Origin of the sequence: Streptomyces sp. NPDC007164 (assembly GCF_040634135.1) — a bacterium.
Taxonomy (GTDB): Bacteria; Actinomycetota; Actinomycetes; order Streptomycetales; family Streptomycetaceae; genus Streptomyces; species Streptomyces sanglieri.
Genome location: NZ_JBEYFB010000019.1, coordinates 42,484 through 56,838 on the forward strand (window position 1 = coordinate 42,484; position 14,355 = coordinate 56,838).

Genomic DNA, 14,355 nt, shown 5'->3' on the forward strand with positions numbered 1-14,355 from the left:
GTTCAGCCCTTCCGGTTGCGGTTCTCGGTGCGGCGGGCGCGCAGTCGCGGGTTGGTGATCTCGTCGACGGCGTAGTTGACCATCGCGAGGGCGAAGGCGACGAGGGCGATGCAGAGGCCGGAGGGCACGAACACCCACCAGGCGCCGGTCATCAGCGCGCCGTCGTTGCCGGCCCAGTAGAGGTTGGTGCCCCAGCTGACGACGGAGGCGTCGCCGAGGCCGAGGAATTCCAGGCCCGCCTGGGCGCCGATCCCGAAGATGACGCAGCCCAGCAGGGTCGTCATGACGACCGATGCCATGTTGGGCAGGATCTCCCGGAACATGATCCGGATCGCGCGTTCACCGGTGACGACGGACGCGGCGACGAAGTCCTTGCCGCGGATCGACTTGGCCTGGGCGCGCAGCACCCGGGCGGAGCCGGCCCAGCCGGTGACCACGAGGACGAGGACGACGGTCGCCGTTCCGGGCGGCATGAACGCGGCGAGGATGACGAGCAGCGGCACTCCGGGCACCAGCAGGAAGATGTTGGTGACGAGGGAGAGAACGTCGTCGACGATCCGTCCGAAGTAGGCGCAGGCCATGCCGACGAGCACGGCGAGGGCGGTCGCGGCGAGCCCGACGCAGAATCCGACCAGCAGCGAGCTGCGCGCGCCCCACAGGGTCAGGGCGAGGACGTCCTGCCCCTTGGCCGTGGTGCCGAGCAGGTGGGAGCCGGACGGGGCCGAGGCGCCCAGGCTGTTGATCTTCGAGGGGTCGCCCGGGGCGATCAGCGGTGCCAGCAGGGCGAGCAGCGCGAACAGCACCAGGACGACGGCTCCGAACAGGGCCTTGCGGTTGGCGAGCAGGGACCGCAGCAGTCCGGCGCGGGCGCGACGGGGCTTCGGGGTTCCGGCGGCCGGCGGCGGCGCGGCCGGTGCGACGGTCTCCGTACGGGAGTCGAGGGCACTCATGGGTCTTCTCCTTGTCCGGCCGCTCAGCGGAGGCGCACACGCGGGTCGAGTCGGACGTAGACGAGGTCGACGAGGAAGTTGGCGACCAGTACGGCGGCGGTGATGGTGAGGAAGATCCCCTGCATCAGCGGGTAGTCGAGGCCCTGGACGGCGGCGAGCAGCTGGAAGCCGACGCCGGGGTAGGCGAAGACGACCTCGGTGAGCAGCGCGCCGCCGACCACGAATCCGAGCGCCATGCCGAAGTTGGTGACGGACGGGAGCATCGCGTTGCGTGCCGCGTACCGGAACATGATCCGGCTCGGGCTGAGGCCCTTGGCCTCGGCCATCGTGATGTAGTCCTCGGCGACCGTGGCGATCATGGTGTTGCGCATGCCGAGCATCCAGCCGCCGATCGACACCAGGACGATGGTCAGCGCGGGCAGGAAGAGGTGCGAGGCCGCGTTGGAGACGAAGCCCCAGGACAGTTCGGGGCTGAGGCCCACGTCGAAGGCGTGCCGCATGGGGAACCAGCCGAGCGTCATCCCGAAGAGGTAGAGCGCGCCCATGGCGAGCCAGAAGTACGGGAACGAGCCGGCGAAGACGAGCAGCGGCGGGAACACCGAGTCGAGCAGGCCGCCGCGCCGCCAGGCGGAGATGATGCCCAGCAGGTTGCCGATGACGACGGCGATGACGAGGGCGGTGCCGCCGAGCAGCAGCGTCCAGCCGATCTGGGAGGCGATGACCTCGGAGACGGGGGTCGGGAAGCGGGAGATGGAGATCCCCATGTTCCCGGTGCAGATGTCCTTGATGTAGTCGATGTACTGCTGCCACATCGGGCGGTGGTCGAGGCCGAACAGCCGGCGGAGCTGGTCGATCTGCTCCGGCTGCATCTGGCTCTGCGAGCGGGCGAACATCCGGGAGACGGGGTCCCCCGGCATGAAGCGGGGCAGCATGAAGTTCAGGGTGATGGAGGCCCAGAAGGCGAGCAGGTAGAAGCCCAGGTTGCGCAGGATGTAACGCACTGGTCCCTCTCCGAATCTATGAGGGCCGGCGGCCCGTCCGTGGGGTCGGCGCGGGCGGGCCACCGGAGTGGCGGGGTGTCAGTGCGGTCAGTTCTTGACGGGCTTCAGGCTGGTCAGGACGAGGACGGTGGTGTCGCCGCGGTTGGTGAGCGTGGCGTAGGGGTTGTCCTCGGTGGGCCAGCCGGTGAACCGGGTGTCGGTGTAGGCGCCCCACTCCGGGCCGGGGAAGAGCGGCACGACGGGCGCCTCTTCGGCGAACAGCTTCTGCAGTCCGTCGATCGCGCCGCGCTGTCCGGCCTCGTCGGTGGCCGCGGCGAAGCGGTCGAGCAGGGCGTCGGCCTTCTTGTCGCCGAAGCGGTGGTAGTTGCTGACCGTCTTGGTGCCGGCGGGCTCGACCGAATCGGTGCCCATGGTGGTCCGGTAGAACTGGAACGGGGTGGCGCCGTTGTCGCTCCAGACAATTCCGGTGTCGTAGTCGCCGGTCTCGTAGTCGCTGACGACGGCGGCCCAGTCCGGGGACTTGACGTTCGCGGTGACGCCGATCCCGGCGAGGTTCTGCTTGATGATGTTGGCGACGGACAGCCAGTCGGAGGACGCGGAGCCGACCGAGATGTCGAAGGTGAACGGCTTGCCGTTCTTGAGCTTCCGCTTGCCGTCGGAGCCCTTCTTGTACCCGGCGTCGTCGAGCGCCTTCGCCGCCGCGGCGGCGTCGTGCCTCGTCCAGGTGCACGAGGCGGCGAGGGCCTTGTCGCGCCACTTGTCGTAGCCACCGGACAGGCCGGTGCAGTCGGCGGGCCGGGTGTAGCCGTTCATGCCGACCTCGGTCACGCTCTCGCGGTCGACGGCCAGGCTGAGCGCCTTGCGCACCTTCACGTCGTCGAACGGCGCCCTGGTGGTATTCATGGTCCAGTCGACCATCGAACCGGTCTTCGGGTACCAGTACTTGTTGTGCTCCGGGTCCTTGGCGACGAAGCTCTTGTCCACCTCGGGGATGAACGACTGCGTCCAGTCCGCCTCGCCGTTGACGAAGGCCAGGTTGGCGCTGTCGTTGCCGGAGAAGCCCAGCACCCGGATCCCGTCGATGCGCTGCTTCTTCGGCTGCCAGTACTCGGGGTTCTTCCGCAGCTCGTACGACTGGCTCTGGAAGTTGGCGACTTGGGTGTACGGGCCGGAGCCGACCGGATCGGGGTTGGTGTCCTTGGCCGGGTCCTTCACCTTCGCCCAGATGTGCTCGGGCACGATGATCTGCTTGCCCAGCTCGAACAGGCCGGGCGAGTAGGGCTTGGTGAGGGAGAAGACCACCTTGTCGGTGCCTTCGGCCTTCACGGCGCGCAGGTACTCGTAGCCGCCGAGCAGCTTCTTCTGGAGCCCGAAGGTGTACGCGACGTCCGCGGCGGTCAGCGGCTTCCCGTCGGACCATCTGACGCCGTGGCGCAGGGTGAACGTGACGGTCCTGCCGTCCTTCGAGGTCTCCCAGGAGGTGGCAAGCCAGGGGGTGGCCTTCCCGTTCGCCGGGTTGTAGACGAGCATCGCCTCGTAGATCGCCTGAGTGGTCATCGGGGCGACCACCTGGCCGGGGGCGAACGGGTTGAAGTTCCGGGTGAAGGTGGCGAAGTCCTCGCGGGGGACGGTCAGAAGCTGATGACCGGAGGTGTCCCCCGCAGTGTTCGTACCGGTGCCGCTGCAACCGGTGAGCAGCAGGGCCGCGGCGGCGACCGGGGCAGCGAGCGCTGCGGGTCGGAGGCGCCGGGCACGTATCGACGGTGCCATAATGTGGTTTCTTCTCTCTCTTCAATGGCCGAAGACGGGTGAGGATTCCCGCCGGGCTGATTCGCAGTCAGACCGACGAGCGTTCGATCAGCGGGCAGCCGACCTTCATCTGTGTGGTGTCGAGCGGCTGTCCCGCTGTGAGAGCGCCGAGCATGTCGACGCCCTTGGCTCCCATGAACTCGAAGGGCAGGGCCACCGTGGTGAGGCCGGGCCTCAGGTAGGCGGCGATGAGTTCCTGGTTGTCGAATCCGATGACGGCGATGTCGTCCGGGATCCGCAGTCCGCGTTCCTTGATGGCGTCGTAAGCACCCATCGCCACGCGGTCGTTGCCGCAGAACAGTGCCGTGGGGCGGCCGTCCTCGCGGTCGAGGAGTTCGCAGGCCGCGGCGTACCCGCCGTCGGCGGTGGCATGTCCCGGTACGACGAGGCTGTCGTCGATGTCCAGTCCGGCCTCGCGCAGCGCCTGTTCGTACCCCTGGCGCCGTCCGACGGCGGCCGGGATGCCGGTGTCGAGGTTGATGAATCCGATGCGCCGGTGTCCCGCGTCGAGCAGCCGGCGGGTCGCGGTGTGGCCGCCCGCCACCTCGTCGGGCACCACGGACGGCAGGGCGCCGTCCGCGTCGAAGCAGTTCACCAGGACGACCGGCACCTCGCGGGCGGCGGGCGGCAGGGTCACCGCACGGTGCCAGGTGGTGGCGTACAGCAGCCCTTCGGCACGCTGTTCCAGGAGCTTGTCGAAGGCGGCGGCCTCCATGGCCCGGTCCCGGTCCCCCGCCGTGATGAGCAGGAACTTCCCGTCGGCCCAGGCCTGGTCCTGCGCCCCCTTGATCACGTCCACGGCGAACGGCGCGGTGACGATCTCGGTGATCAGCCCGTACCACTCGCTGCGCTTGGCGGCGAGCGCCCGCGCCCCGGCGTTGGGCCGGTAGCCGAGCTCCTCGATGGAGGCCCGGATCCGCAGCCGGGTCTCTTCGGGGATGCCGGCGTCGGCGCGCTCGTTCAGGACGAAGGAGACGGTGGTGCGCGAGACTCCGGCATGGCGGGCGACATCGCTCATCGTCACGCGTCGCGCCTTGTTCGTGGCCACTTCGGTTACCCCCTGCGTCCCGCGGGCGGCGGGCCGTGCTGGTTACGCGCTTTAGTAACGCGCGTTAGTAGATGTTGCAGGCAAGTTACGAGGCGTTGACCAACGGTGTCAAGAGGGGTGACGGACCCGAGTCCCCCGCCCCTTCGGACAGGGGCGGGGGACTCGGGTCCGTACGTGGGTCAGGAGGCGTCCTCGCCCCCGTACCGGCGCTCGAACTTGGCGACCTGCCCCTCCGAGTCGACGACGCGTGCCTTCCCGGTGAAGAAGGGGTGGCTCTCGGCGGAGATCTCCACGTCGATGACGGGGTAGCTGTTGCCATCGTCCCAGTCGATCGTCTGCTCGCTCGACGCGGTGGACCGGGTCAGAAAGGCGTAGCCCGCCGAACGGTCTCGGAAGACGACGGGACGGTAGGAAGGGTGCTTGTCCTGCTGCATGCCTGCTCCTGGGGACGTACGCGGTCGGCACGAGGTGGTCCCGACCAGCCTCTCGAACCGGCACGGCCCGCGCGATCGGACACGTCCGTACGGGCGTCGGCGCGCGGACACACCGGTCCGGGATCCCCGCCGTCCGGCATGCGGCGATCCCTGCCGCACACCGGGCGTGCGTCCCCGCCGGTGCTCAGCGGCCGGGCGCCTCCACCGCGTCGGCCACCAGGTCCAGGAAGGCGGCGTGGGCCCGTGCGCTGCACACCGGCTCCGGGTTCCACGGCACCACCCGGGCGGCCTCCTCGACCGCCGCCCAGTCGGCGTTGGTCCGCAGCTCGTCCAGCGGTGTGGCGTTGGCCCGGATGTCGGCGAGCACCACCGCCGGGCGCAGCGCCGCCGCTTCCGCCCAGCCGACCGTGGACCAGTTCACGCCGGGGCCTTCGGCCGGCTCCACGAGGTCGACACCGAGCTCGGCCAGCACCCGCAGCTCCGGCCACATCCGGGGGCGGGCGAGGTGGGTCTGTTCCTGGCCGGCCGGGGAGAGCGCGACGACCCGGGGCCCCTCCGCACCGGCGACGAGCGTGCTCAGCCGGTGCCGCGCGGCGTCCAGGTCCTGGGTCGCCGCCTCGGGCTCCTCGGCCCCGAGCGAGCGGGCGAGCAGGGCGAACCGGTCGCCGATCTCGGCGAGGGTGCGCGCCTGCCCCACGTCGATGACGACGACCGGGACGTGCTCCTCCAGACGCTTGGCGGGCTGAGCGGCGAGCCCGTAGACGTGACCGCCGCCGTAGCTGACCGCCACGACGAGGTCCGGCTCACCGCTCAGCAGGGTGTCCACGTCCAGGGTGCTGCCCGCGCCGAGGTAGCCGACCTCGGTCAAGGGCAGCGAACCGGTCTTCGCCGTGTCCGGCACGGTCCGGTCGTCGTGATCGGAGCCGAATATCGCGGTGGGGCGTATTCCGTGGTCCCACAGGGTCGCTCCGGCCTGGACATAGGCGAGCACCCGCGCCGGGCGTCGCTCGGCCGTCGACAACTGTCCACGATCGTCGGAGAACTGCCACGCGGTCTGCTCCCTCACGTCACACGCCCCTCGCCACCGGTCGCCGCACCCCGCTCCCCGGGGTCGTACACCAGTACCTGCCCAGCAGACTCCGGTGACACCCCATCCGTCGGCCGGTCGCCGGGGATGGCGCGAAGTCGCCCGCGCACGAACGGTCGGCGCGATCGGCGGACGGCTTCTCAGCTCGGGTCCGCCATCCGCCGGGAGAGCCAGGCCAGGGCCGGCGGCATCCGGTATTCGACGGCGTGGTGTCCTCCGTCGAACAGCTCGAAGCGTATGACCGCGTCGTCCACCCCGGCCTCGGCCAGGGCGTCGCGGAAGGCCTGCGCCCCCAGGTCGAGGAACCATTCGTCGCGGGTGCCCGCGTCGATCCAGATCGCCCGCTGGGACCGCAGCGCCTCGGCGTGCGCCGGCGCCATCCGTACCGGGTCCCAATCCAGCCAGCGCTGCCAGATCTCCGGCAGCAGCGCGCCCGTTCGCGGGTCGAAGGGCAGCTGCGGGGTGCCGTCCGCGGCGGGCGAGAAGCAGGACGAGACGCCGAGGAGTTCGAGCAGTCGCAGGTCCTCGTCCCTGGTGAAGGCCACGCGTGAGCGGAAGTCGTCCCACCAGCGGAAGATGTCGCCGCCGTAGGCCCTCAAGTGCCGTGCGGCCATGAGGAAATGGGGGATGTACTGGGCCTCCGACAGCGAGTCGCCGGAGTGGGTCGCGAACGCGCCGAACAGGTCGGGCCGAAGCATCGGTGTGATCATCGCGCCGAGTCCGCCGCTCGACTTCCCGGCCAGCGCCCGGTGGTCGCGGTCGGCGACCGTGCGGTAGTGGGCGTCGACCCACGGCACGATCTCCTCGCAGAGGTACGAGTGGTAGCGGCCGGTACCCGGCGAGTCGATGTACTGGCTGCCGCCGTACGTGGTCCAGGCGTCCACGAACACCAGCACCATCGGCGGGGCCTCGCCACGGGCGAAGATCCCGTCCACGAGCTCGGGCACCGGCTGACGGTAGGGGGTGCGGTTGCGCCAGACCGGGAGCGTTCCGGCGTAGCCGAGCAGGAGGTACGTGACGGGGTAGCGGCGCCCGGGATCGGTGTCGTAGCCGGGCGGGGTGTAGACCCACAGCGGCCGCTGCGCCGGGTCGCCCAGCGGGTTGTCGCGCAACAGTGCGCTGTCGATGACGTGCTCGTCGATGCGGCCTGCGAGCGCGGTGGGCCATGGGGCCATCGGAACCTCCTCGGAGCGGGAGTCCGATGTTACTACGAGTTCAAAATATATGAATTGAAAATACTTCTGCCGGGTCCACCGCCCTCCGGCCCTCACTCGGACGGAACGCCTCCGCCGGCCACCGACCCGGGATCCACTCCGAGCCCCGTGAGGAACGCCGCGGCCGCCGGGGTGGGGCGGAAGCGGCTCCAGACCAGGCGCTCGGTGCGCGCGGGGGCATCGCGGACGGAGAGCACGTGTACACCGGTCAGCTCCGCCGCGAAGGCGGCCGGCAGCATGGCGATGCCGAGCCCGCTGCGTACCAGCCGGACGATGAAGTCGGTGCCGCTGACCTCGAAGGCCACCTCACGGGTGAGCCCCATCGCCGCGAACGCCTCCTCCGACTGCGCACGGGCCGCGGTGCCGTCCGGGTAGTCGACGAACATCTCCTGCGCCAGCCGGTCGAGGCCCACCTCCGTCTGCCCGGCCAGGGCATGGGTGGGCGCCACGACGGCGACCAGTTCGCCCGTGGCGAGCTCGTGATCGCTCACACCCTTGGGCCGGTAGCTGGGCAGCACCCCCAGGAACGCCACGTCGAGCGTCCCGTCCCGCACCTCCTGGGCCAGGTCCTTGCTCGCTCCGTCCCGCAGCACGATGCGCACCTTCGGGTGGCGGAGGTGGAAGGCCCGCAGCGCGGCCGGGATGTCGACCGCGGAGACGGTCGGGATGGAGCCGACCGCGAGACGGCCGCGGACCTCCCCCGCCATCGCGGCGACCTCGGCGCGGGCCCGCTCCGCCGCGTCCAGCGCCTGCCGGGCCTCCGGCAGGAACACCTCGCCCGCCACGGTGAGCCGGACCCGGCGGCTGGTCCGGTCGAAGAGCCGGGCCCCGAGCTCCTTCTCCAGTCGGGCGATCTGATGGCTCAAAGCGGACTGGACGACCAGGCACCGCTTCGCGGCGCGGGTGAAGCTGCCCAGTTCCGCCACCGCGACGACGTACCGCATCTGCTGAAGTTCCATCCATCCATCGTGAACCACGATCGATGGAATGAAAAACATGTGTTGGACTCATCGATGGCCGGTCCATGAGGCTGGGACACATGGCTCACACCACTCACGAAACCCGTAGCCGGGCCGTGCCCCGCACCATGTCCCCGCAGCCCGCGCTCGGCCGCGGTCTGGTTCTGCTGATGGCTCTCGCCGCCGCTCTCTCCTGCGCCGGGAACTACTTCGCACAGCCGCTCCTCGACATCATCGAGAGGAATCTGCACATAGGTGTCACCGCGGCGGGGCTGATCGTGACCGCCGCCCAGGCCGGGTACGCGCTGGGGCTGATCCTTCTCGTCCCGCTCGGGGACGTCCTGGACCGGCGGCGGCTCGCCGTGGGCCTGTTCGCCCTGACCGCCGTCTTCCTCCTGGCGACGGCCGCCGCCCCCACCGGACCACTGCTGATCGCCGGCACGCTGCTGACCGCGCTGACCTCCGTCGGGGCCCAGGTCGTGGTGCCGTTCGCGGCGGCCCTCGCGGCTCCGGCCGAACGCGGCAGGATCGTCGGCGTCGTCATGTCCGGCGTGCTGCTGGGCGGACTGTTCGGCCGGCTGGCCGCCGGTGCGCTCTCCGAGTTCGGCGGCTGGCGAACCGTGTACTGGGTCAACGCGCTGCTCATGGCCGTCATGGCGGTCCTCCTGCACAAGCGCCTCCCCCGCCTGCCCCGGCCGGGCGACGCCGCCACGATGTCGTACACCGGGCTGCTGCGCTCCACGCTGGCCCTGCTGCGACAGGAGCCCCTGCTGCGCCGGCGGGCGGCCATCGGCGCGTTCTCCATGGCCTCGTACAGCGTGCAGCTGACCGCGCTGACGTTCCTGCTGACCCGGCCGCCCTTCGGGTGGAACGCGGCCGCCATCGGGCTCTTCGGCCTGGTGGGCGTCATCGGCGTGGTGGGCATGAACATCGGGGCCCGGCTGAGCGACCGCGGCCGGGTGCAGGCCGTGTCGGGAACGGCGGCCGCGCTCCTCACACTCGCCTGGCTGCCGCTGCTGGCCGGTGAATCGTCGCTGCTGTGGCTGACGGTCGGCGTGATCCTGCTGAACATCGCCCAGCAGGCGGGGCTCAACAGCAGCCAGAACGTGATCTACGCGCTCCGCCCGGAGGCCCGCAACCGCATCAACTCCGCCTTCATGACCCTCTTCTTCATGGGCGGGGCGGCCGGCGCGGCGCTGGCCTCGGTGGTCTGGTCCCGGGCCGGCTGGAGCGGCATCTGCCTCCTGGGCGCCGTCCTCGCGGCCGGCAGCCTCCTGCTGTGGGTCCTGGAGCGCACCAGGGCGGCCTCCGCCGCACGATCGGGCAACGGGTCCGGCGCCGTCAGTCGTTGACGGCGGTCAGCAGCACCACGGCGTCCTCCAGCGCCAGCAGCCCGTGCCGCTCCTGCGGGATCGGTTGGAGCCCTCCGGCCCCCAGCTCCACATCGCCCGAGGCCGCCGTGAGCCGGACCCTGCCGCGCAGCACCTGGAGGGAGGCCGCGGCGGGGGCGTTGTGCTCGTCGAGGGCGGAGCCCGAGGTGAGGGCGATGACGGTCTGCCTCAGGGGTTCCTCGTGGAGCAGGCGGTGGGCGCTGCGGCCGTGTGCGGAGGCCCGGGCCGCGGCCAGATGCTCGTCGGCGAGGGCATTCAGATCGTCCATGTGCCCACTGTGCCGCAGTGCCCGTCACCCCGCGATCCTGGCGGCGGCCCGGCCGGGCGGATCATCCGCCCGACCGACCGGGCGGCCCTACGGCCGCAACCAGGCCGCGGTGTCCCGCGGAAGCCGTCCCTGCCCGTCCAGCGGTCCGCTGAGGAGAAGGGTGTCCGTGTGTTCGGGCAGTTCCACGGGCACCTCCCCCAGATTGACCACACAGACCGGTCCGCCGGTCCGGGCGAAGGCGAGCACACCGGGTGCGGAGGGCAGCCAGGTCAGCTGTCGGCCCCCAGCCCCCGCCGTGCGGAAGCCGGGCTCGGTCCGGCGCAGCCGCAGCGCCTCGCGGTAGAGGCTGAGCATCGACTCCGGGTCGGTGCGCTGCCGGTCGGCGGCGTACGAGGACCAGTCGGCCGGCTGTGGGAGCCATGGCTCCGTGGTGGAGCCGAATCCGGCGTACGGTGCCCGCGCCGACCACGGCAGCGGTACCCGGCATCCGTCGCGTCCCGGGTCGGTGCCGCCCGAACGCAGGTGCATCGGGTCCTGGATCCGGTCGCGCGGGATGTCGGCCTCCGGAAGTCCCAGTTCCTCGCCCTGGTAGAGGTAGACCACGCCGGGCAGGGCGAGCGACAGCAGTGCCGCGGCGCGGGCCCGTCGGCCGCCCAGTGCCAGGTCCGTCGGCGTGCCGAAGGTCTTGGCGTGGAAGGCGAATCCGGTGTCCTCACGGCCGTACCTGGTGGCGGTCCGGGTCACGTCGTGATTGCACAGGACCCAGGTGGCGGGGGCGCCGACCGCGGCGTGTTCGGCGAGCGTGTCGTCGATCGTGGAGCGCAGCCGCCCGGCGTCCCAGGGGCAGGCCAGGAAGTTGAGGTTGAAGGCGGTGTGCAGTTCGTCGGGGCGCAGATAGCGGGCGAAGCGTTCGCTGTCCGGGAGCCAGACCTCGCCGACGAAGACCGCCCCGTACTCGTCGGCGATGGCCCGCCAGGAGCGGTAGATGCCATGGAGTTCGTCGCGGTCGGAGAACGGGTGGGGGTCGCGGCCCTCGACGAAGTCGGGCAGTGCGGGGTCCTTGGCGAGCAGGGCCGCGGAGTCGACCCGTACGCCCGACACGCCCCGCTCGAACCAGAAGCGGAGCACGTCCTCGTGCTCCTGGCGGACCGTCGGGTGTGCCCAGTTGAGGTCGGGCTGCTGCGCGGCGAACAGGTGCAGGTACCACTCGCCGTCCGCGAGCCTGGTCCATGGAACGCCGCCGAATTCGGAGACCCAGTCGTTGGGCGGCAGTTCGCCGTCCGGGCCGCGCCCGGTCCGGAAGTGGAAGAGTTCCCGCTCGGGGCTGCCCGGCCCGGCGGCGAGGGCCGCGCGGAACCACGCGTGCTGGTCGGAGACATGGTTGGGGACGATGTCGACGATCGTGCGGACGCCCAGTTCACGGGCGTCCGCTATCAGTCCCTCGGCCTCGGCGAGACTGCCGAACGCGGGGTCGATGGCGCGGTAGTCGGCCACGTCGTATCCGCCGTCGGCGAGCGGCGACAGATACCAGGGGGTGAACCAGATCGCGTCCACGCCCAGTTCGACGAGGTGGGGCAGCTTGGCGCGTACTCCCGCGAGGTCGCCGGTTCCGTCACCGTCACCGTCGGCGAAGCTGCGTACGTAGATCTGGTAGATGGCGGCGTCCCGCCACCAGTCCGCGGTGTCCTGGGGCGCGGGGCCGGCTGCCACGTGGGCCTTCCTTTCGCGGGGCGTCGACACAAAGCCCTCGGCCGGAGCTCCGCCGGGGCGTGACTCACTCAACCACCGCACACAGTGGAGATCAATGTCTCGCGTGGATCACGCGCGATCGGCCGTCCACCGGTACCGGACGTCCGGTACCCGCTCCTCGTTGCGGCTGCCGTCGTCGAACCCGACGGCGGTGAACCCGTGCCGCTCGTAGAAGGCCCTGGCGTCCGCATTGCGCTGGAAGACGTACAGCGTGAGCTCGCCGGCCGCGAGCCGGCGTGCCTCGGCCAGGAGCAGTGAGCCGATGCCCCGGCGCCGGGCGTCGGGGCGCAGGTACAGGTGTTCCAGCTCGGTTCCGTCGAGGGAGGCGAAACCCAGCAGCTCCCCGCTGCCGGTCTCGGCGATCCGTACCGTCGTGCCGGGCAGCACCACATGGGTCATCCAGGCGAGGGTGTCCTCGTCGCTGTGGACCTTCGGCAGGTACGGCATCGACGCGGCGCGCGAGTCGAGGAAGAGCCGGGTCAGCGGCCCGGCGTCCGCCGCGGTGGCCTCGCGCAGCAGTACCCGGCCGTCCGGCCCGGAATCGTCTCGTGCCATGTCGTCTCTCCTGGTCCGGCCGGAAACCCGCCGTCGTGCGCGATCCGCGGTGGACCGCCCGTGGTCGCGGACGAACCTATGCCGGGGTCCTGCTCGGCCGCCAGCGGAATTCGGCGGGGCAGTCACGGACCGGCGCGGGCCACCCGCGAAAATGTGACGGGGGAACACCGAACGACCGACCGATACGGAGGAGTGGGCAGATGCCGCACGAACGAGCTGGACAGCCGGCCCGGCCGGAGGATCTCATCGATGTGGCCCGGCTGGTGACGTCGTATTACGCGCTGCACCCGGACCCGGACGAGCCGGACCAACGGGTGGCGTTCGGCACCTCCGGTCACCGCGGGTCGTCCACGGCCACCGCGTTCAACGAGGACCACATCGCCGCCACCAGCCAGGCCATCAGCGAGTACCGGGCCATGCAGGGCACCGACGGGCCGCTCTTCCTCGGCGCCGACACCCATGCGCTGTCGGAGCCGGCCCGGATCACCGCCATCGAGGTGTTCGCCGCCAATGATGTGACCGTGCTCATCGATCCGGCCGACGGCTACACCCCGACCCCGGCCGTCTCGCACGCGATCCTCGGCCACAACCGGGGCCGGACGGCACGGCTCGCCGACGGTGTGGTGGTCACCCCGTCCCACAACCCGCCCGGTGACGGCGGGTTCAAGTACAACCCGCCGAACGGCGGCCCGGCCGGTTCCGATGCCACGGGCTGGATCCAGGAGCGGGCCAACGAGATCATCGCCGCCGGGATGAAGGACGTGCGCCGGCTGCCGTACGCCCGCGCACGGGCGGCGTCGACCACCGGGACGTACGACTTCCTCGGCAACTACGTGGCCGACCTGCCATCCGTGCTCGACCTGGACGCGGTCCGGGCGGCCGGAGTACGCATCGGCGCCGACCCGCTGGGCGGCGCGTCGGTGGCGTACTGGGGGCGGATCGCCGAACAGCACCGGCTCGATCTGACGGTCGTCAATCCGCTGACCGATCCCACCTGGCGGTTCATGACGCTGGACTGGGACGGAAAGATCCGGATGGACTGCTCGTCGCCGTACGCGATGGCCTCGCTGATCGGGCAGCGCGACCGCTACCAGATCGCGACGGGGAACGACGCCGACGCCGACCGGCACGGCATCGTGACCCCGGACGCCGGGCTGATGAACCCGAACCACTACCTCGCCGTCGCCATCGACTACCTGTACGCCCACCGGGAGCAGTGGCCGACGGCCGCGGGGGTCGGCAAGACGCTGGTGTCCTCGGGAATGATCGACCGGGTCGCCGCCGGTCTCGGCCGTGAGCTGGTCGAGGTGCCGGTCGGCTTCAAGTGGTTCGTGGACGGCCTGGCCGACGGCTCGCTCGGGTTCGGCGGCGAGGAGTCCGCCGGGGCCTCGTTCCTGCGCCGCGACGGTTCGGTGTGGACGACCGACAAGGACGGCATCATTCTGGCGCTGCTCGCCTCGGAGATCCTCGCGGTGACCGACAGGTCGCCGTCCGAGCACTACGCCGCGCTCACCGCCCGGTTCGGCGAGCCGGCGTACGCCCGGATCGACGCTCCCGCCGACCGCGCGCAGAAGGCGGTGCTCGCGCGCCTCTCCCCCGAGCAGGTCACGGCCGACACGCTGGCCGGTGAGCCGGTCACGGCCGTGCTGACCCGGGCGCCCGGCAACGGCGCGCCGATCGGCGGCATCAAGGTGACCACCGAGAACGCCTGGTTCGCGGCGCGCCCCTCGGGCACCGAGGACGTGTACAAGATCTACGCGGAGTCGTTCCTGGGCGCCGGCCATCTCGGCCGGGTGCAGGAGGAGGCCGAGGCCGTGGTCTCCGCGGCCCTGAAGGCCTGAGCACGGCCGCAGCCGCCCGGGGCCGGCCGTACGACCGGCCCCGGGCAGC

13 protein-coding genes are annotated in these 14,355 nt (G+C 71.1%); 2 read left to right on the forward strand and 11 right to left on the reverse strand.

Annotation, left to right across the window (positions count from 1 at the left end; genetic code table 11):
* Positions 1–2: 2 nt before the first annotated feature.
* The 8 genes from ABZ622_RS23290 to ABZ622_RS23325 form a co-directional block, all read right to left on the reverse strand.
* Positions 3–950: an ABC transporter permease gene (locus tag ABZ622_RS23290; protein ID WP_360546073.1), complete on the reverse strand. Its 948-nt coding sequence runs from the start codon at positions 948–950 to the stop codon at positions 3–5.
* Positions 951–973: 23 nt separating this feature from the next.
* Positions 974–1,951, reverse strand: coding sequence for an ABC transporter permease (locus tag ABZ622_RS23295; RefSeq protein ID WP_360546075.1), 978 nt, complete (start codon positions 1,949–1,951; stop codon positions 974–976).
* 87 nt (positions 1,952–2,038) lie between these two features.
* Positions 2,039–3,721, reverse strand: a complete 1,683-nt coding sequence (locus ABZ622_RS23300) for an ABC transporter substrate-binding protein (protein WP_360546077.1) — start codon at positions 3,719–3,721, stop codon at positions 2,039–2,041.
* Positions 3,722–3,788: 67 nt separating this feature from the next.
* On the reverse strand, positions 3,789–4,778 hold the full coding sequence (locus tag ABZ622_RS23305; protein WP_360546227.1) for a LacI family DNA-binding transcriptional regulator: 990 nt from the start codon (positions 4,776–4,778) through the stop codon (positions 3,789–3,791).
* 209 nt (positions 4,779–4,987) lie between these two features.
* The gene (locus ABZ622_RS23310; protein ID WP_093540855.1) at positions 4,988–5,242 is read right to left on the reverse strand and encodes a type B 50S ribosomal protein L31; all 255 of its coding nucleotides are present in this window, start codon (positions 5,240–5,242) and stop codon (positions 4,988–4,990) included.
* A 184-nt stretch (positions 5,243–5,426) separates the two neighbouring features.
* Positions 5,427–6,308, reverse strand: a complete 882-nt coding sequence (locus tag ABZ622_RS23315; RefSeq protein WP_360546079.1) for an ABC transporter substrate-binding protein — start codon at positions 6,306–6,308, stop codon at positions 5,427–5,429.
* A gap of 161 nt (positions 6,309–6,469) precedes the next feature.
* Entirely contained in the window at positions 6,470–7,504 is a 1,035-nt protein-coding gene (locus ABZ622_RS23320; protein WP_360546081.1) for an alpha/beta hydrolase-fold protein, read from the reverse strand.
* Between the two features lie 92 nt (positions 7,505–7,596).
* Positions 7,597–8,502, reverse strand: coding sequence for a LysR family transcriptional regulator (locus ABZ622_RS23325; RefSeq protein ID WP_360546083.1), 906 nt, complete (start codon positions 8,500–8,502; stop codon positions 7,597–7,599).
* A gap of 80 nt (positions 8,503–8,582) precedes the next feature.
* Between ABZ622_RS23325 and ABZ622_RS23330 the strand changes: the two genes are divergently transcribed.
* Complete coding sequence (locus ABZ622_RS23330) at positions 8,583–9,854, forward strand: MFS transporter (protein ID WP_360546085.1); 1,272 nt, start codon at positions 8,583–8,585, stop codon at positions 9,852–9,854.
* On the opposite strand, the gene ABZ622_RS23335 is transcribed toward ABZ622_RS23330, so the two are convergent.
* From ABZ622_RS23335 to ABZ622_RS23345, 3 genes are all read right to left on the reverse strand, one after another.
* Positions 9,844–10,161 (reverse strand): cupin, encoded by a 318-nt coding sequence (locus ABZ622_RS23335; RefSeq protein WP_360546087.1) that lies wholly within the window; start codon positions 10,159–10,161, stop codon positions 9,844–9,846. The two genes, ABZ622_RS23330 and ABZ622_RS23335, sit on opposite strands and share 11 nt — an antisense overlap.
* Positions 10,162–10,248: 87 nt before the next feature.
* The gene (locus ABZ622_RS23340) at positions 10,249–11,871 is read right to left on the reverse strand and encodes a glycoside hydrolase family 13 protein (protein ID WP_360546089.1); all 1,623 of its coding nucleotides are present in this window, start codon (positions 11,869–11,871) and stop codon (positions 10,249–10,251) included.
* Positions 11,872–11,979: 108 nt separating this feature from the next.
* Complete coding sequence (locus ABZ622_RS23345; protein ID WP_360546091.1) at positions 11,980–12,465, reverse strand: GNAT family N-acetyltransferase; 486 nt, start codon at positions 12,463–12,465, stop codon at positions 11,980–11,982.
* Between the two features lie 200 nt (positions 12,466–12,665).
* Here ABZ622_RS23345 and pgm point away from each other — a divergent pair, with 200 nt between their 5' ends.
* Positions 12,666–14,306, forward strand: a complete 1,641-nt coding sequence (gene pgm / locus ABZ622_RS23350) for a phosphoglucomutase (alpha-D-glucose-1,6-bisphosphate-dependent) (protein WP_360546093.1) — start codon at positions 12,666–12,668, stop codon at positions 14,304–14,306.
* Positions 14,307–14,355: the final 49 nt, after the last annotated feature.

Bases quoted from the DNA above. Each gene is read 5' to 3' on its own strand.
- ABZ622_RS23335 (WP_360546087.1), bottom strand. From the start codon at position 10,161: ATGGACGATCTGAATGCCCTCGCCGACGAGCATCTGGCCGCGGCCCGG.
- pgm (WP_360546093.1), top strand. From the start codon at position 12,666: ATGCCGCACGAACGAGCTGGACAGCCGGCCCGGCCGGAGGATCTCATC.
- ABZ622_RS23320 (WP_360546081.1), bottom strand. From the start codon at position 7,504: ATGGCCCCATGGCCCACCGCGCTCGCAGGCCGCATCGACGAGCACGTC.
- ABZ622_RS23310 (WP_093540855.1), bottom strand. From the start codon at position 5,242: ATGCAGCAGGACAAGCACCCTTCCTACCGTCCCGTCGTCTTCCGAGAC.
- ABZ622_RS23290 (WP_360546073.1), bottom strand. From the start codon at position 950: ATGAGTGCCCTCGACTCCCGTACGGAGACCGTCGCACCGGCCGCGCCG.
- ABZ622_RS23300 (WP_360546077.1), bottom strand. From the start codon at position 3,721: ATGGCACCGTCGATACGTGCCCGGCGCCTCCGACCCGCAGCGCTCGCT.
- ABZ622_RS23345 (WP_360546091.1), bottom strand. From the start codon at position 12,465: ATGGCACGAGACGATTCCGGGCCGGACGGCCGGGTACTGCTGCGCGAG.
- ABZ622_RS23325 (WP_360546083.1), bottom strand. From the start codon at position 8,502: ATGGAACTTCAGCAGATGCGGTACGTCGTCGCGGTGGCGGAACTGGGC.
- ABZ622_RS23305 (WP_360546227.1), bottom strand. From the start codon at position 4,778: ATGAGCGATGTCGCCCGCCATGCCGGAGTCTCGCGCACCACCGTCTCC.
- ABZ622_RS23330 (WP_360546085.1), top strand. From the start codon at position 8,583: ATGGCTCACACCACTCACGAAACCCGTAGCCGGGCCGTGCCCCGCACC.